This window comes from Thalassotalea sp. HSM 43 (assembly GCF_004752005.1).
Taxonomy (GTDB): Bacteria; Pseudomonadota; Gammaproteobacteria; order Enterobacterales; family Alteromonadaceae; genus Thalassotalea_A.
The window spans coordinates 1,636,408-1,653,406 of the sequence record NZ_CP038493.1 but is presented as its reverse complement, the minus strand read 5'-3'; the positions used below and the strand labels follow the sequence as shown (position 1 = coordinate 1,653,406).

15 protein-coding genes are annotated in these 16,999 nt (G+C 43.9%); 7 read left to right on the top strand and 8 right to left on the bottom strand.

Translation table 11 applies throughout. From position 1 onward, the window contains the following. Positions 1–21 precede the first annotated feature (21 nt). From E2K93_RS07115 to xrt, 3 genes are read right to left on the bottom strand one after another with little or no spacing between them, the layout of a single operon-like run. On the bottom strand, positions 22–1,509 hold the full coding sequence (locus E2K93_RS07115) for a right-handed parallel beta-helix repeat-containing protein (protein ID WP_135438430.1): 1,488 nt from the start codon (positions 1,507–1,509) through the stop codon (positions 22–24). A 34-nt stretch (positions 1,510–1,543) separates the two neighbouring features. Further along, positions 1,544–2,458: a glycosyltransferase family 1 protein gene (locus tag E2K93_RS07110; protein ID WP_135438429.1), complete on the bottom strand. Its 915-nt coding sequence runs from the start codon at positions 2,456–2,458 to the stop codon at positions 1,544–1,546. Continuing rightward, complete coding sequence (xrt, locus tag E2K93_RS07105; RefSeq protein WP_135438428.1) at positions 2,442–3,833, bottom strand: exosortase; 1,392 nt, start codon at positions 3,831–3,833, stop codon at positions 2,442–2,444. The genes E2K93_RS07110 and xrt overlap by 17 nt, the downstream gene beginning before the upstream one ends. Before the next feature lie 126 nt (positions 3,834–3,959). Here xrt and prsT point away from each other — a divergent pair, with 126 nt between their 5' ends. Next, on the top strand, positions 3,960–6,713 hold the full coding sequence (gene prsT / locus E2K93_RS07100) for an XrtA/PEP-CTERM system TPR-repeat protein PrsT (RefSeq protein ID WP_135438427.1): 2,754 nt from the start codon (positions 3,960–3,962) through the stop codon (positions 6,711–6,713). Next, positions 6,694–7,485 (top strand): S1 family peptidase, encoded by a 792-nt coding sequence (locus E2K93_RS07095; RefSeq protein WP_228445539.1) that lies wholly within the window; start codon positions 6,694–6,696, stop codon positions 7,483–7,485. The genes prsT and E2K93_RS07095 overlap by 20 nt, the downstream gene beginning before the upstream one ends. Before the next feature lie 17 nt (positions 7,486–7,502). Here E2K93_RS07095 and E2K93_RS07090 read toward each other — a convergent pair whose 3' ends face one another. Further along, positions 7,503–8,318 carry a divergent polysaccharide deacetylase family protein gene (locus tag E2K93_RS07090; RefSeq protein WP_135438426.1) on the bottom strand — a complete coding sequence of 272 codons (816 nt, stop codon included), beginning with the start codon at positions 8,316–8,318 and terminating at the stop codon, positions 7,503–7,505. Positions 8,319–8,686: 368 nt separating this feature from the next. Between E2K93_RS07090 and E2K93_RS07085 the strand changes: the two genes are divergently transcribed. Continuing rightward, a complete protein-coding gene (locus tag E2K93_RS07085) occupies positions 8,687–9,247 on the top strand; it encodes an RDD family protein (RefSeq protein ID WP_135438425.1) in 561 nt (186 codons plus the stop codon). Positions 9,248–9,315: 68 nt separating this feature from the next. Here E2K93_RS07085 and E2K93_RS07080 read toward each other — a convergent pair whose 3' ends face one another. Continuing rightward, positions 9,316–10,419 (bottom strand): murein hydrolase activator EnvC family protein, encoded by a 1,104-nt coding sequence (locus tag E2K93_RS07080; protein ID WP_135438424.1) that lies wholly within the window; start codon positions 10,417–10,419, stop codon positions 9,316–9,318. 46 nt (positions 10,420–10,465) lie between these two features. Then, positions 10,466–12,010, bottom strand: a complete 1,545-nt coding sequence (gpmM, locus tag E2K93_RS07075) for a 2,3-bisphosphoglycerate-independent phosphoglycerate mutase (protein WP_189637874.1) — start codon at positions 12,008–12,010, stop codon at positions 10,466–10,468. 194 nt (positions 12,011–12,204) lie between these two features. Here gpmM and E2K93_RS07070 point away from each other — a divergent pair, with 194 nt between their 5' ends. The 4 genes from E2K93_RS07070 to gpsA are packed head-to-tail and all read left to right on the top strand — an operon-like array spanning position 12,205 to position 14,467. Then, positions 12,205–12,630: a rhodanese-like domain-containing protein gene (locus tag E2K93_RS07070; RefSeq protein WP_135438422.1), complete on the top strand. Its 426-nt coding sequence runs from the start codon at positions 12,205–12,207 to the stop codon at positions 12,628–12,630. A gap of 21 nt (positions 12,631–12,651) precedes the next feature. After that, complete coding sequence (gene grxC / locus E2K93_RS07065; RefSeq protein ID WP_135438421.1) at positions 12,652–12,909, top strand: glutaredoxin 3; 258 nt, start codon at positions 12,652–12,654, stop codon at positions 12,907–12,909. Positions 12,910–12,956: 47 nt separating this feature from the next. After that, the gene (gene secB / locus E2K93_RS07060; RefSeq protein ID WP_135438420.1) at positions 12,957–13,457 is read left to right on the top strand and encodes a protein-export chaperone SecB; all 501 of its coding nucleotides are present in this window, start codon (positions 12,957–12,959) and stop codon (positions 13,455–13,457) included. Continuing rightward, positions 13,457–14,467 carry an NAD(P)H-dependent glycerol-3-phosphate dehydrogenase gene (gene gpsA / locus E2K93_RS07055; RefSeq protein ID WP_135438419.1) on the top strand — a complete coding sequence of 337 codons (1,011 nt, stop codon included), beginning with the start codon at positions 13,457–13,459 and terminating at the stop codon, positions 14,465–14,467. Before secB ends, gpsA begins: the two co-directional genes overlap by 1 nt. A gap of 137 nt (positions 14,468–14,604) precedes the next feature. Here the strand turns inward: gpsA and rluF are convergent, their stop codons facing one another. Together rluF and rho are read right to left on the bottom strand one after the other, a co-directional pair. Continuing rightward, entirely contained in the window at positions 14,605–15,507 is a 903-nt protein-coding gene (rluF, locus tag E2K93_RS07050; protein ID WP_416316107.1) for a 23S rRNA pseudouridine(2604) synthase RluF, read from the bottom strand. 138 nt (positions 15,508–15,645) lie between these two features. Beyond that, positions 15,646–16,905 carry a transcription termination factor Rho gene (gene rho / locus E2K93_RS07045; RefSeq protein ID WP_135438417.1) on the bottom strand — a complete coding sequence of 420 codons (1,260 nt, stop codon included), beginning with the start codon at positions 16,903–16,905 and terminating at the stop codon, positions 15,646–15,648. Positions 16,906–16,999 lie beyond the last annotated feature (94 nt).

Here is a 16,999-nt window from a genome sequence, read left to right as displayed (position 1 = left end):
CGGTTTAGTAAATTTCATCGACTACTTATTTGTCTCATATTCGATCGCACCAATACTGTACGGCGGTGTGCGTGGACGACCTAATATATCGTGTAACGGCACTGCTTTTGACTCATCTAATGCCAGCTTTTGCGGCTGCTTAGGCGGCGTCAAATCATTGATGATTTTCTTAAATACTTGCTCAATTGAAGTCGAACCATCGGCAAAGCTTTTGCTTTTACTTAGGTAAATTGGCGACACTAAGGTTTGTTGCAATGTGATGCCGGTATCAAATTCGCGCAGATCGTCATCATCACTGGCATTAACCACATCAAGTAGTGAATACGGTGCGCCTTCTTCGCCATTAAAAACGATATTATTACTAAGCAGATAGTCATCCACATCACCATATTCGGTATCGGTGAAGTCATTGCTCATTTGATAATCACCAGAGCCCATGGTGCCTGTGGCGTCGGAATAAATGTTGTAACGCATGTTAATGTCAGTTGGCACCTTATTGTTGCCTTCGACACTGACTCGCAGCGCATAGGCATTACTGGGTAAGTCACCGATCACGGTGTTATGGTCAAAGTTTATTTTGTGAGCGCCTTTTACGGCAAACGGTGAGCGCATCGAAATCTTACTATTACCAATAAGTAAGTTATTGAATATGTTGATGTCTTCGGCTTCGAAGTAAGGCTTGCCATCTTCGCCGACTAAGATAAACCCATGGCCATGTGAACCTTGCCAATTAAAGAAAATATTGCCATCAATATTAATGTTGGTACTACCAAAGAAGCGGTCATCTTCGTTATTACTGTCTTTGATAACTATGTAACTGGATGATTTTTTTGTTATTTCGCGATTGCTTGCGGGAAAGTCATTAAAGAACACATTATGGCGAACGTGGACATCAGCAACCGAATTAATATCAATATGCTCGTCTGAATTGCCTTGGTTATAGAACATATTGCAATTGATCAAAATGTTGTGCGCGCCATAGTTTATCTTTAACAAATCATTGTTATAGCTATCGTGAATGATATTGTTAACTAGGCTAATACCATGCACGTTTTCTGTACCCCAAGCATCAATGTGCACCACCACCGGGCGAGCACCTGGCCCTTTATGGGAAATCTCAAAGCCTTGAATACGAATGTTTGCAGCAGCCTTAACCAGCGCCAATACCCGTTTTTGCGCGGTTAGTTTAGCGCCATAAGGCACTTCCGATTTGATGGTGATGCCTTTTTTAAATGTCTTACTGATTTTAACTGGGCCTTCATAGACTCCGGGGCGGACCACAATCAGGCTATCGTCTTGGGCTTTAAATACCGCAAAGGCAATATTGCGCCAAGGGTTGTTGATAGTGCCTTTACCTTTGTAGTCATGGCCATCAAGGGCGACGTAATAAGTCTGCTGATGTTTCGGCTCAGGTTCACACAGAGGTGGCGTATCCGTGCCATAGGCTTTGCCGGTGTGGCAAACCATCGAGCAAAGCAAGATAATGGCAAAATTTCGCATAAAAAGCATAGTTAACAACCTCTTTGTTAAGTATTGCAGACAATCAGCTGGCAGCCAGTTGCGTTAGCAAGGTTTGTGTCCATTTTTGCGGTGTAAAGTGATCCAATGCATAGCGACGGGCATCAGGATTAGCGCCGTTAATTGAATCGAGTACATCAATTATTTGTTCATTGCTTTTCGCAAAATGGCCATGCACGCGCGGGTAGTTACTGATCACTTGCAGGCCATATTGCTGTGCTTCAACCACCATGCGTGAATAGCCATCATGGCTAGTGATGCGAATTAAAAAATGGCTCTGACAATACAATTCATGCATCTGCTCTTGGTCAACGATGCCTATTGATTTTACGTTGTGGGATAGGCCGAGTTGTTTATCTGGATGACCGACAAAAATGAACTGATATTCAGCAAGCTTTTCGGCTAATTCAATCATTTGTTGAGTTTTATAAAGCCATTCCCTGTGCTCATTTGAGTAAATGATGATGGTCTTTGGTTTTTGCTGCCATCTGTGTTCAATGTGTTGCTCCGTTAATTGCAAACACTGATAATACAGGGGCGATGGCGCTTCCCAAGAGTTAATGTTTTTAAACCCCATGTTATGCAAATCATCGCCAAGCCATGAAGCGGAGACAAGATTACAATCCAATGTCGTTTTTAGGATAGGTAGCGCCCAAAGTCGTTGCCAAGCACTGAGTTTTTTCAGGTTTAGCACATCGGTACCCATCCATCGCCGCATCACCTTTGGGTAGCCTTTGAGTTTAAAGCGTAAGGCTAATTTAATGCCGAGCAGTAAATCGACTTTGGCAAACAACACGGCGCTGTCTTTAACTGGATACTGAGCCAATTCGTCATAGTTACTACAGTATTTTATTTGCTCGACGTCTTTGGTCATTTGCCGCCATTGTTCAATCAGACGCCCATTGCCAAAAATAAGCACACGCTTACATTGTGGCTTCATTGGCTATCTTCTCTTGTTCAAGGCATTGCGTGGTTTTACATCGAGACATTTGCCAATGGATACTGCTGCGGCTATCCGTTGTCATAAAATGTTTTAGTCTGGCTAATTTCAGTGCCAGTGAACTGGTAAATTGAGCATCATGTAATTGGTAACGATAGGTGATTTTTGCTTCGTCATTACCGCGGCGCACAATCACTTGGTTGCCCTGCTCGTTTTGATAGCGGCGCACAACGTGCCAGCCTTCAGGGACAATTTTGTTGAGATAAAAATCCGGCTTACAATCTAATTCTTTGCAGTCAAACCAAATACGATATTCAATCGTTTGCTGTATGTCGGTTTCGCTTTGCGTGACGTCAATGGATGAAAAATAGCTAATTTGAGGTGACGGTAAGGTCTCTATTTGCGTCAACACTTGTGTTGACTTGTGCACAGTCGCTAAAAATGAAGACGACAAAAACAAACCAATAATAAACACCGATACTGTTGGCAGTGATACGCTAGCGACCGGTTTGGTGCTGTTAGCCTCATCGTCTTGCTGGCTTTGCTCTTGGCTTTGCTTTTTGGCAATAGCGTTCTCAAGATGCGTACCGTATTTAAATAAAATGAACAGGAATGGAATATACAGATACCAACCAAAGTTATTATGATCGTCAATTAAATCCGATGTCATTTGCGTATATTCACCGACCAATATCAATGCGGTGATGCGTATCCAGTTAGTCAACAATGCACCAGCAATGGCCACCGCCAAAAATTTCACCGCGCTTTGCCAATGGCGCAAATACAGCAAAATATACAGATGCGCCAAAGCCAGTGACACCAATAAATAGCGTAAGCCACTGCAGCCGTTCGCAATTTTAAATATGCCAGCGGGAATGGTGACCAACTCTTGCTCAATAAAGAACGGAATGCCTGAAAAACTTAATAGTACGCCGGTTGCAACGACAGAAATCGATTGCAATATATCGGTAAAGCCGCCCCATACCGGAAGCAAATAGATTGGGTAGAAACTGGCGGCAAGTGTGGCGATATTGCAGCGAAAAAACAACATAATGCCACTAACGCACAATAATAACATCGACAACCAGTAACCGAGACTGAGCTGTGCTCGTACCGAAATAAATAACAGTATGCCAACGCCGATAAAAATAACGCAGGCAGGCAAACTCAACGCCTGACGAGAGATTAACTCGCCACGTTTTTGTAATTGCCAAAACATAAAGGCAACAATGAACGGGATCAGATAGGCGTGCGAATAGCTGCCGTCATCAAAGCTATGACGCCATATGGTTATGGTTATTTGCTGATTGACGATGGCAACACTCAAAAATATCAGTGCGATCAGCATCAGCGGTGCTACCCGGAAATTCATCATGCTATTGTTGTTTTTGTTTAAGTTAGGTTTTAAAACGCTTTACATTAGGTCTAGCTCATAACTTTGAAAATTTCATCTATACTTTCATTGTTCGAATAATAATCAACAGAACTTCAAGGAAGTGGGATGCTAAAAACGTTAAAACCGGCACTCTTGGTTGCCGCTCTAGTGGCGTGCTCAGGCCAAAAGACCGCAGATGAATATGTCCAATCCGCACTGGCATACATTGAGCAAAATGAAGTTTCGGCTGCAATCGTCGAATTAAAGAATGCGATTCAACTCGATCCTAAATCTAATGATGCCAGATTTATCCTGGCACAAATGTATATGCAAACCGGTAATTTTGATGGTGCTGAAAAAGAATTTCAGCGCAGTCTTGATAATGGTTTTGATATCAACCGGATTATGATCCTGCAAGTTCGTATTGCCTTACTTAAAGCAGAATCCGATCGTGTCCTCGAATGGACCAATGATGATCGTGTTGCCCAACTCCATCCAGAAAAGAAAACCGAACTATTAGCCGTCGCGGGTATTGGTTTAACCTACCTAAGTCGCTTTAATGATGGTTTTGAATTATTGGCGAGAGTGATGAAAGAAGGCTCGGAAGACTCTGTGCATTTTACCATGGCTAAAGCGTGGATGGCGGCCAATGAAGGTCAGAAAAAAGAGGCCATCGAAGAAATTAAGCCTTTAGTTAGCCAAGATAATTCGTTTGATGATGTCAAAATCTTATTGGCAAATTTGTACGCTCTTGATGACAATGCGGAACTCGCAGCGGCTGAGCTAAAACCTATTTTAGACCGTCACGGCAACAACATTTTCGTGCGCTTACTGTACGTCAATATGTTGGTTAAAAGTGGCGAACTCGAAGAAGCTGAGATGCATACCAGCTCATTACTGAAGATGTCGCCTACCTCGCCGTCTATTAATGAGTTGAAAGCGGAAATTAGCTTACGCGAAGGTAAATATAAAGAGGCTGCTGAATATGCGACTGTCGCGCTAACCAGTATGCCAAGCTTACACAAAGCCAATCTAATTGCCGGTATCAGCCATTACAAAACCGACAATATGGAAATGGCCTATCACCATTTGGCACAAATCGAAAATCGCCTGCCAAAAACGCATGTGGCGCAACAAGTGTTGACGCAAGTGAAGTTAAGACTGGGTTATATCGATGATGCGATTGCCAATATCGACACCGTCAACTCCTTATCTCCTAGCGACTTTGCGACCTTAGCGAATGCGTCGGTTGAGTTATTGCGCAGTGGCGATAAAGACAAAGCAAGAGATTACATCAAACGCCTGGAGAACATCGAAGGGGATGACCCTGAAATGATGAGCCGCCGCGGTAGTTTGAAACTATCTGTAGAAGATGACTCAGGTATTAAGGATCTTAATAACGCATTAAGGATTGACCCGAATATGTCGGAAGCCCGATTGGCGTTAATCTATCATTATATGCAAAGCGACAACAATGAACTGGCCATGGTCGAAGCCGACCGTTGGATAGAAGAAGTACCAGACAGTGAAGGCGGTTATTTGGCGCGCGGTGTGGTTTGGCGAGAGATAGGTCAACCTGAAAAAGCCAAGCAAGCCTTTGAACAGGCATTGGTGGTTAAGCCAGATTCTATGGGCGCGCACTTTAATTTGGCACAACTGAACAATCGATTAGAGCAATATGATCTGGCTCTGGTTCATGTTGAAAAGGTCTTGGCTAGAAACCCTGAACATCGAGGTGCGTTACGAACCGCGGTCAATATGGCGCCTAAGATTGATGATGATAAAATTATCGACTTCCTAACGCAATTATCGCAAGACAACCCTGACAGCCTGACCATTGCTATTGCTCGGGCGCAAGCCTATGACAATATCGGTCAAGAAGAGCAAGCGTTGCAGCAGTTAGAAAGACTGCAAACCCAGTTTGATGACGATCCAAGATTATTATCGGCATTAGCCAAAGTGGCTATCCGCAGTGAAGACTTTGTCAAAGCAGAGAAAACCTTCGCTAAGTTGGTGAAAATCAGCCCAAGAAATTTCACCGCGCAATTGGGTTTATTGATGGCGCTTGAAAACCAAGGCAAAAACCAACAAGCCTATACTGAGGTAAAAAAAGCGCAAGATATATTCCCTAATGCCGCGATGCTGAAGTTTTTTGAAGTTAACTATTTGTATAAGACCAAATCCTATCGAGAAGCCGAAAAACGTTTGGCCAAAATCGATCCAAAAACACTTGAGCCGAAACCTTATTGGGCACTTTCAACCAAGATTCAAAGTCGCCTGCAACAATGGGACAAAGCGGCTCATAGTGCAGCAAATTGGTACGAGGTAGACAAGGGCTTTGCCAGTGCTTCTTCCTATGCACGAGTGTTACAAAAAACCGGCAATCATCAAAAAGCTATGCAAGTAGCGCGTCAAGCACAGACCGATCATGGTGACAATGCTATGGTGCAGGGCTTATTGGCCGAGCTACAACTGGAACAAGACCCTGCGTCAGCCTTGCAGTACTACCAACGCATGGCGACTAAAAGTCCGGATAACTTCGCTATCCAAAATAATTTGGCCTGGGCTGCAATTCAAGCCAATGATTTGGAGCTGGGTCTAGGCGCGGCCCAAAAAGCGGCGAAACTAGCACCTGAAAACCCGCATGTACTCGATACGCTGGCGTATGCCTATATGCGTAATGGTGAATACAAGCAGGCTGACTTACTGATGCGCAGAGTGCAAGAAGAGCTGCCAAATAATGAAGAAGTGAAAATTCATTATGCGGAATTACTGGTGCACCTGAAGAAATTTGAACAAGCGAAAAAGCTGCTTGATAGCATCAGCGATAGTGAAGATAAACAGCAAGTAGTGCGTTTGTATGAAACCAATAAGGGCTAGTGTTACGGCACTGATGTGCCTACTGGCTTGTTTGCTGTCACCATTGGTTAACGCTGATAGCAAGCTGATAGAGACAATCAAGCAAATTAAGCCAGGCATTGTTGGTGTTGGTATATATCAACCGACAGGTAAGCCACAGAGTCGCCTATACGGCACAGGGTTTGTGATTGGTAATGGTCGCTATGTGGTGACCAATTACCATGTGTTGCAGCGGCTTGATGCCGAAACAAAGCAACAACAAGTGGTGTTCTCTGGGACGGGGCCAAAAGCGAAAGTGCATCAAGCGACGTTATTGGCCTTTTCAGAAGTCGATGATTTAGCGGTGTTAAAATTACAAAGCGGTAAATTGGCACCGATTCCGTTAGCCGATAAGCAAACTTTAGCGGAAGGCAGCGATATCGCCTTTACCGGCTTTCCTATTGGCGCGGTTCTAGGCCTATATCCGGTCACTCACAAAGGCATGATCGCCAGTATCACCCCAGATGTGATCCCATTACACGGTAGTAAGCAATTAACGCCAGCGATGATCAAAAAGCTGAAAAACCCCAAGCTAGTGTATCAACTTGATGCGACAGCTTATCCGGGCAACAGCGGCAGTCCAGTCTATATGCCTGAGTCTGGTAAAGTGGTGGCGATAATTAATAAGGTGTTGGTGCGCAACGGCAAAGAGTCGGTGATCAGTGCGCCAAGCGGAATTACCTACGCAATACCGGTAAAATATCTATTTGCATTGCTAACGGCAAATAACATCGATGTATTTGCCGCCTCTTAATTGATTTATTTCAGAATTTACTGCGGCGAAAGTTGTTCGCTTTGATCCGCTTGATTGGTTTGCGCGGTCACATCAATATTGCTGTCGCTTTGTTGATTATTAACCAACTGACTTGCCGGCAATAACGTCGATAAATCGACCAACTCAATGTTGTGTTGTCTTAAGGTTGGAATCAATCGTTTCAATACTCGCATGGTCGCCGGATGCGGATGACCAATAGCTATCGCCTCGCCATTCTTCTGACTAATACGAATCATCTTTTTGAATTGCTGTTCGATATATTGCTCATCGATTTTATTGTCGAGGAAAATATGACGATGCAGGGTTGGTACGCCGCGTCTTTGGGCGACAAATTCAGCCTGCGAATAACGACTGGTTCTTGAGTCCAAGAAAAACAAATCATTATCTTTAAGCACTTCCATGGTCCAAGACATAGGCTCAGATTTTTGCGTTAGCAGGCTGCCCATATGATTATTGACGCCGATGATATGTGGTATATCGGCAATCGATGCTTGCAGGGTCTTAATAACATTGCTCTTGTCCATCTTTGAGGTAATGGCACCTGGACCAAGTAACAAGTTATTGATCGACTCCATTGGCACATGCAATAGAATTTCACGTTGTTGTTGATTACCAAGTTCGGCTAATTGTCGGCCGTATGGTGTATGCGGCAACACCGAAAACGTGACTTGCTTAGGCAAGTCGAGAGCGGATTTATCCGAAGAGCGGTAGCCAATATCGTCAATGACGATAGCCAGCTTATTTGAGCCCGTTGTATTGGCTGCTGCACTTGCAGATACAAAAATAAATAATAAGGAGAAAAGTATACGCACGAGAAATTCTTATTTTTATATTTAGTGTGTTTTTTTATTTGGCAATCGCTTGCCACACAGCTGATTTTTATCAAGCATGTACCTACTTTAACTCATAGTTGCGAAACAAATCCACACTCTTTTCACATTTGTAATTCAATCAGTCATAAATTGTGCAAACCCTTGTTTACTTTGTTTTTTCATAAATATAACAAAGCCTTTATTTATCTGGGTTACAGAGCGAAAAGATTCAGTTGCATATTGATTACATGTTTAAATAAGAGTATGTTTTAAGCGACTCAAATAATCCGCTTACCTGCAATAAAAATAATAAAAGGGCCTAAGCCTGTTGATTGTTGAATAAACAAATTTTTTCTGGGGGAGAAGCCGTGTCTTATCAATATGCCAGTGCTTGGCAACGTTTAATGGCCAATGCCATCGATGGCTTAATACTACTTTTACCTATGCTACTGCTGTCATCTTTAGCATTTATCGATATCAGTGTTGCGGTATTGGCAACCGTCATCGGCTATGGCTTGTTTTGGTATTACAGCTATTACTTTCATGGCAAATACGGCGCAACCTTTGGTAAGCACTTTATGGGCATTATCGTGCTCGATCGCCAAGGTAATCGTTTTACCTATCGCACTGCGTTCGTGCGTGGTTTGATTGATATGTTATTTGCCATTGTGATTGGCGCAGTGGCTTTGCAAGCGTTGTTTGCTATGGACTTTAGTCATTTCCAAAGTCTCGGTTTTTTTGCTCGAGAAGCCTATCACGAGTCGTTTAAACCAGATTATATGAATCTAATCATCAATCTTTATGGTTATTGGTTATTAAGTGAATTTTTGCTGATGCACAGCAATAAAAATCGCCAGGCGATTGCCGATATGATGGCGGATACGATTGTTGTGGTAAAACAGAAAAGTAAAGTCAGTGCCGTTGCTTAACGGCACCTAAGTCTATAACGGCACCTAAGTCTTTAAAGACACCTAAGTCTTTAACGACACCTAAGCCTTTAACGGCACCAGAGTTTTGGATTAACAGGTTTGCCTTTGTGGCGAATTTCAAAATACACACCAGACTGGCTGACCCCACCACTTTGACCGACAAGCGCTATTGGTTCGCCAATCTCAACACGATCTCCGACGTTCTTTAATAGTGCTTGGTTATGGCCATACAGACTCATGTAACCGTCACCATGGTCAACCACGATGACCAAGCCGTAACCTTTGAGCCAGTCAGAAAATAACACGGTACCATCGTGAATGGCTTTAATATCGCGGCCAACAGGGGCATTCATCATCACCCCTTTCCAACGTAAATAGCCTTGTTTTTTGGTACCAAAGCTGTGGGCGATACGGCCTCTTACGGGCCATTTCAGTTTACGTTTGAGCTTGCTTAAACCGGTTAGCTCTTTTTGTTTTTGCAGCTGCGCTTGAATACGTGCCAAGGTTTGAATCAAGGACTTCTCTTCACCTTCCAGCTTGTTTAAACGCTGCTTCGAGGTAAGGATTTTTGAATTGAGCGACTTAAGGGTTTTTTCGCGCTCGCCTTGATTGGCCAACATTTGTTGTTGTTGCTGCTTTTGCTCTTGTGCCAGAGCCTGTAATTTATCCGCTTGTATTTGCTGTTCTTGCTCGACATCCGCCAGTTGTTGCAGGATATCTTGAAAGTTGCCGATGCTTTGCATACGGGCATCATTGAGGTAGCTGTAGTACGTTAGGGTGCGTTGCACCTGTTCCGGCTTTTGCTGGTTAAGCAGCAGTTTAAGGTAATCATGATGACCCGATGAATAAGCCGAACGGATTTGCTCCGCGAGTAAGCCTTCTTGTTGTTGCTTTTGTTTTTGCAGCTGTTGTTGTTGCTGTCGTAAGTCGGCAATCTTGGCGCGGGTTTGAGTTTGCTGGGTATTGGTGTCTTTGACCTTACGGGCGACACTGGCGATGGCCAAATCGTCCTTTCGCAATTGCTTTTGAATGCTTTCGACTTGCTGATTATTCTGCTGCAATTGGTCTTTGTGCGAGGCAATTTGCTTTTTTACATCACTCAGATCTTGGCGAGTATCTTGCTTTTGCTGCTCTGTCGCCAAACTAGAAATAGGCAAAAAACAGCAAAGCATAAGTGCTTTGCTGTACCTTGACCATGTTCTGTGCAATATACGCGCGCTAGTCACTTAGGCGCATCAATGGAGTACCTGTCATCTCTTTCGGCTGCTCCATTGCCATTAAATGTAATAAGGTTGGTGCAATGTCACTAAGCGCGCCGCTTTTCGCGACATTGGCATGACGACCAACATAAATAAGCGGCACCGGCTCGGTGGTATGTGCGGTATGTGCTTGGCCTGTTTCGTTATTGACCATCATTTCCGCATTACCATGATCGGCAGTAATCAAACATTCGCCACCGTTACGCTCCAGTGCTTCAACCACACGACCAATGGCGCTGTCGACCGCTTCACATGCGGTAACCGCGGCATCGAACTTACCAGTATGGCCAACCATATCGCCATTCGGGTAGTTACAGACAATTAAATCGTACTTGGCAGATTCAATGGCTTCAATAAGCTTGTCGGTCAAGATGCCTGAATTCATCTCAGGTTGTAAGTCATAGGTTGCGACTTGCGGTGATGGCACTAAGATGCGCTCTTCACCAGCAAAGGTGTCTTCCCGTCCACCACTAAAGAAGAAGGTGACGTGGGCATATTTTTCAGTTTCAGAGATTCTAAGTTGTGTCTTGTCGTGATTTTGCAACCACTCACCCAATACATTAACTAAGTCTTCCGGTGGAAATGCAACGCTGGTATCAATGTCTGCGGCGTATTCAGTTAACATCACAAAATCGGCAATCTGTGGTACTTTTTTACGTTCAAAACCGCTAAAGTCGGCGTCAGTAAAACAGCGAGTAAATTGACGTGCACGGTCTGCTCTGAAATTCATAAAGATCATCGCATCGCCATCATTGACTTCAATGGCATCACCATTGTCATCAAGAATACGAGTAGCGCTAACGAACTCATCGTTTTCATCGCGTTGGTAGGCAGCTTGTAAACCCGACACCGCATCATCTGCAGTATAAGATGCTTCACCACTAACCATAAGGTTGTAGGCTTGCTCTACACGCTCCCAGCGCTGATCTCGGTCCATGGCATAATAACGGCCGATTAATGAGGCAACTTGGCCATTGCCAAGCTCTGCGAATTTGTCTTGTGCTTTTTGCAGTGACGATTGAGCACTGCGTGGCGGCGTATCACGGCCATCCAAAAAGGCATGCAAGTAGACTTTCTCAGCACCGCGTTGTTTCGCCATATCCAATAACTCAAAAATATGCTCTTCGTGACTGTGCACACCACCAGGTGACATCAGACCGAATACATGCACTGCTTTGCCTTTGCTTTGTGCGGCATCGATAGCGTTTACTAAGGCACTGGTTTCAGCAAAATCGCCATCGGCGATGGATTTGGTGATACGAGTGAAATCTTGATAAACAATACGTCCTGCGCCTAAATTAACGTGACCAACTTCCGAGTTACCCATTTGTCCTTCTGGTAAGCCAACGGCCATACCAGATGTTTGAATCAACATGCTTGGACGGGTATCGAAAAGTTCGTCCATTACCGGTGTTTTGGCATGAAAAATAGCATTAGATTCACGGTTTTCACGATATCCCCAACCATCAAGGATCAGAAGTACCGTGGTTTTTTTCTTACTCATCAAAAAGCCCCAAATATGAATGGAATGTTAACAAGACGGCGATTATCGCTTGATTCTGCCAAATAACATAGCAAAGCGCCATAGGCTTAGCCAATTCTCGGCTATATTTTTTCATTATACTGGATTCTTTAAAAGCAATCGGTATACTTGACCATCAATTTATTTGTAAGTTTTTCTACAGAGATACGCATTAAATGGATCAGTATTTAACCTTTGCCACAAACAACCCAATGTTAAGCATGTTGTGGTTGGCGATAGCCACTTTACTTTTGTTTTCTTTTATCAAAGGTAAGTTGTCAAAAGTAAAAGAAGTTAACAACCAAGAGTTAACATTATTGGTTAACCGTGAAGATGGTGTGATTGTTGATATTCGTAGTGAATCTGAGTTTAAAAAGGGCCATATTGTTGGTTCTAAGCAGCTGTCACAAGAAAAAATTAACAATAATACATTTCAAGGCCTTGAAAATAGTAAAGACAAACCCATTATAGTGGTATGTACTGCTGGATTAACAGCGGCCAAAGCGGCTAACGCTATGGCTAAAGCTGGATTTGACAAGGTAAGTGTACTAAAAGGTGGTTTCAGTGCCTGGCAAGGTGCAAACTTACCGGTAGCCAAGTAATTTTCGCTTTCAGGAATAAAAATGGCCAAGGTTGAAATTTATACCCGTCAGACTTGTGGTTTTTGTGTTAGAGCAAAAATGTTGCTGCAACAAAAACAAGTAGAGTTCTCGGAAATCAGTATTGATGAGTTTCCTGAAAAACGGGCGGAAATGATTGAACGCAGTCAAGGTCGAATGACGGTGCCGCAAATTTTCATCAATGATAAGCCCATAGGCGGCTGTGATGATTTGTTTGACTTGCATTACGACGGTAGCCTTGACGCACTATTAAACAAATGAATGAGCTTGTATAAAACAAGCCAAGTAAATAATTTTAGGAAGTAAACATGTCTGAAGAAATTCAAAACCCAGAAGCAAACGGTGCTGCAGAGCAAACACAACCACAATTTGCGATTCAACGCATCTACACAAAAGATGTATCTTTTGAAACTCCTGCAAGCCCTGCAGTGTTCCAAAAAGAATGGCAACCAGAAATCAAGCTTGACCTAGACACACGTTCTACTCAGCTTGCAGAAGGTACTTACGAAGTGATTTTAGCATTAACTGTTACTGCTAAATTAGACGAAGAAGTCGCTTTCTTATGTGAAGTTCAACAGGCTGGTATCTTCTCTGTTGCTAACATGCCAGAACCACAACTAGCACACACGCTAGGTTCGTTCTGCCCGAACACATTATTCCCATACGCTCGTGAAACCGTTGCTAGCCTTGTTTCTCGTGGTACATTCCCACAGTTGAACCTTGCACCAGTAAACTTTGACGCGCTATTTGCTTCATACGTACAAAAACGTGCTGCTGAAGCTGGTGAGCAACAACAAGCAGACGCTTAATGTCAGCCGATCGAGCAGATATTAGCGTAATAGGCGCAGGGTCTTACGGCACTGCGCTTGCTTTTTGCTTGGCCCGCAATGGTCACAAGACCATGTTATGGGGGCGCAATTCTGAGCAGGCTGCAACCATGCAAGCTGCTCGCAGTAACGACCGATACCTTCCTGGTTTCACCTTTCCTGAATCACTAACCGTAGAAGCAGATCTGCAGCGAGCTGTAGCGGCGAGTAACAATATCTTGTTGGTTGTGCCTAGTCATGCCTTCACCGATATGTTGCACCTGATAAAGCCAATGCTAACGGCTGAGCATAAATTAGCTTGGGCCACCAAAGGTCTCGACCCTGAACAGGGCCGATTGTTAAGTGAAGTGGCTGTCGAAGTGTTAGGGGATGATATGTCTCTGGCGGTGGTCTCTGGTCCATCATTTGCAAAAGAGATGGCTGCCGGCTTGCCAACCGCGATTTCGGTTGCTTCAGCAGACAATGACTTTGCTGATACCTTATCTGAATTGTTGCATTGCGAACGTTCATTTCGGGTATATCAGAATGAAGACTTCATCGGTGTGCAATTAGGTGGTGCGGTTAAAAACGTTATCGCTATTGGTGCCGGTATGGCAGATGGTATTGGCTTTGGTGCTAATGCGCGAACGGCCTTGATCACTCGAGGCTTAGCGGAAATGTCACGTCTTGGTGCTGCCGTTGGTGCCCAGCCACAAACCTTTATGGGTATGGCAGGGTTAGGTGATTTGGTACTAACCTGTACCGATAATCAATCTCGAAACCGCCGATTTGGCTTAGCACTTGGTAACGGCGAGACCGTTGACAAGGCAATGGCTGATATTGGTCAGGTGGTCGAAGGTTACCGCAATACCAAAGAAGTGCATATGCTGGCCAACCGCGTCGGTGTCGAAATGCCGATTGTTGAAGCTGTGTTTCAGGTGCTGTATAACGGCAAACCTGCGCAAGAAGCGGCGTTGGATTTGTTAGGACGTGATCGTAAAAGCGAGTCTTAACGACAAAGCAAGATGCTAATATCGAAATAGATATGCTAATAAATAGTGAAAAACGCCTGTAGGATCTACCTTCAGGCGTTTTTTATTGTTGGTTGGTTTCGCTATTTTTAAGAGCTATTGATACCCGCTACACTGGCTTACTTGTTTAGGGTTAATTTACCTTTAAGCCGAGGTTTTTGTGAGTAAGGGCTTTTCTTCGATTTGTCTTGGTTGCGCTGACTACGATGTTTGTCGTTTTTCTGCTGCGACTTCTTGGCTCGATCGTTTGTGCCAGCATCCTTATTATCGCTGTGTCTTACTGCTGGTTTTACTTCTTTACCTAGATTTTGTTCGGCTCTTAATGAGGTCTTACGCGAGCCCGATACGGCATCATTAATCTGCTGCATTTCTTTACTGGTTAAATAACGCCATTGCCCAGGTTTTAACTGACCAAGTGAAATCGACATAATGCGACTGCGCTTTAGCTTTTTTACCTCATAATCTAAATATTCACACATTCGGCGAATTTGTCGGTTTAGACCTTGGGTTAAGATGATTTTAAAGCTGTACTTGCTTAGCACCTCTATTTCGCAGGGCTTAGTGATGGTACCTAAAATAGGTACACCTTGTGCCATACGCTTGGCGAATCTCTCGCTTAGCGGCTTATCTACGGTAACCAAATATTCTTTGTCATGGGCGTTTTCGGCACGCAATATCTTATTAACGATATCACCGTCATTGGTGAGGAATATCAAGCCTTCTGATGGTTTATCAAGACGACCGATAGGAAATATGCGCTGTCTGTGACCGATGGCGTCGACGATATTCCCTCTGACGTTACGCTCGGTAGTACAGGTGATGCCAATCGGCTTGTTATAGGCAATGTAAATACGATCCGACTTATTGTCGGCAACCGCGTCTATCGGTTTACCGTTAACCTTGACGACATCGCCGGGCATAACCTTAGTGCCTAATTCGGGCGTACTACCATTAATGGTCACCCGATTTTGTTCGATTAGCTTGTCTGCCTCACGGCGAGAACAAAAACCGCTGTCGCTAATGTATTTGTTAAGGCGCTTGCCGTTGTCTGTACTCAAGATCTGGTCTCTGTCGAAATTTGTGGCGTAATTATCGCTTAATTAGCAAAAAAAAGCATAAAAAAACCGGTCATTCGACCGGTTTTTGCTTATCTAGTGAGGCTATTTACGCTTCATCGCATTAAAGAATTCATCGTTGGTCTTGGTCATCGCCAATTTATCGATTAAAAACTCCATTGCGTCAATCTCGCCCATTTCATGAACGATCTTGCGTAATATCCATAGTTTTTGCAGTTCTTCCTGCTTGGTAAGCATCTCTTCACGACGAGTACCAGAGCGGTTAAAGTGAATCGCAGGGAATACACGTTTCTCGGCAATCTTGCGCGACAAATGCAATTCCATGTTACCGGTACCTTTAAATTCTTCGTAGATTACTTCATCCATTTTCGAACCGGTATCAACAAGTGCGGTTGCGATAATGGTTAAGCTACCACCTTCTTCGATGTTACGAGCCGCACCAAAGAATCGTTTTGGACGATGCAAGGCGTTGGCGTCAACACCACCGGTTAGGATTTTACCTGATGAAGGAATTACGGTGTTATAAGCACGCGCTAAACGGGTAATAGAATCGAGAAGAATGACAACGTCTTTCTTGTGTTCGGTTAGACGCTTGGCCTTTTCGATAACCATTTCGGCTACTTGTACGTGACGGCTGGCTGGCTCATCAAACGTTGAGGCAACGACTTCGCCTTTAACCAAGCGCTGCATCTCGGTAACTTCTTCCGGACGCTCATCGATAAGCAATACCATCAATTCACAGTCTGGGTGATTGTGGGCAATACTTTGCGCAATGTTTTGCAGTAATAATGTCTTACCGGCTTTTGGTGGTGCAACGATCAAACCACGTTGACCTTTACCAATTGGCGATGCCAAGTCTAGAACACGGGCGGTGATATCTTCGGTACTGCCGTTACCACGCTCCATGGTTAGACGTTCATTTGGATGAACTGGTGTTAAGTTTTCAAATAGGATCTTAGTACGTGAATTCTCAGGCTTATCAAAGTTAACTTCATTAACTTTCAATAGCGCAAAGTATCGCTCGCCATCTTTTGGCGGACGAATCTTACCAAATACGGTGTCACCGGTGCGCAAGCTAAAGCGGCGAATTTGGCTTGGCGATACATAAATATCATCTGGGCCAGCTAAGAATGATGAATCTGCGCTACGCAAGAAACCAAAGCCATCCTGAAGAATTTCCAGAACCCCTCCACCAAAAATGTCTTCACCACTTTTTGCATGGGCTTTCAGGATAGCGAAGATAACGTCTTGTTTGCGATTACGAGCAAGATGCTCAAGATTCATGCTTTCTGCTAGCTTTAATAGCTCGCCGATAGGTTTATCTTTTAATTCGATTAGGTTCATAGTGAGGGGTCTTTTGGTTTTAGTTTATTTTTTGCTTAAAGCTATTTCGGGTTTAGAACAAGGAATAACGGCCGAAACGAAAAGAGTCTTAAAA

Coding starts and splice junctions, on each gene's coding strand:
- E2K93_RS07115 (WP_135438430.1), bottom strand. CDS start 1,509: ATGCTTTTTATGCGAAATTTTGCCATTATCTTGCTTTGCTCGATGGTT.
- E2K93_RS07110 (WP_135438429.1), bottom strand. CDS start 2,458: ATGAAGCCACAATGTAAGCGTGTGCTTATTTTTGGCAATGGGCGTCTG.
- xrt (WP_135438428.1), bottom strand. CDS start 3,833: ATGATGAATTTCCGGGTAGCACCGCTGATGCTGATCGCACTGATATTT.
- prsT (WP_135438427.1), top strand. CDS start 3,960: ATGCTAAAAACGTTAAAACCGGCACTCTTGGTTGCCGCTCTAGTGGCG.
- E2K93_RS07095 (WP_228445539.1), top strand. CDS start 6,694: ATGAAACCAATAAGGGCTAGTGTTACGGCACTGATGTGCCTACTGGCT.
- E2K93_RS07080 (WP_135438424.1), bottom strand. CDS start 10,419: ATGCTTTGCTGTTTTTTGCCTATTTCTAGTTTGGCGACAGAGCAGCAA.
- gpmM (WP_189637874.1), bottom strand. CDS start 12,010: ATGAGTAAGAAAAAAACCACGGTACTTCTGATCCTTGATGGTTGGGGA.
- E2K93_RS07070 (WP_135438422.1), top strand. CDS start 12,205: ATGGATCAGTATTTAACCTTTGCCACAAACAACCCAATGTTAAGCATG.
- grxC (WP_135438421.1), top strand. CDS start 12,652: ATGGCCAAGGTTGAAATTTATACCCGTCAGACTTGTGGTTTTTGTGTT.
- secB (WP_135438420.1), top strand. CDS start 12,957: ATGTCTGAAGAAATTCAAAACCCAGAAGCAAACGGTGCTGCAGAGCAA.
- gpsA (WP_135438419.1), top strand. CDS start 13,457: ATGTCAGCCGATCGAGCAGATATTAGCGTAATAGGCGCAGGGTCTTAC.
- rho (WP_135438417.1), bottom strand. CDS start 16,905: ATGAACCTAATCGAATTAAAAGATAAACCTATCGGCGAGCTATTAAAG.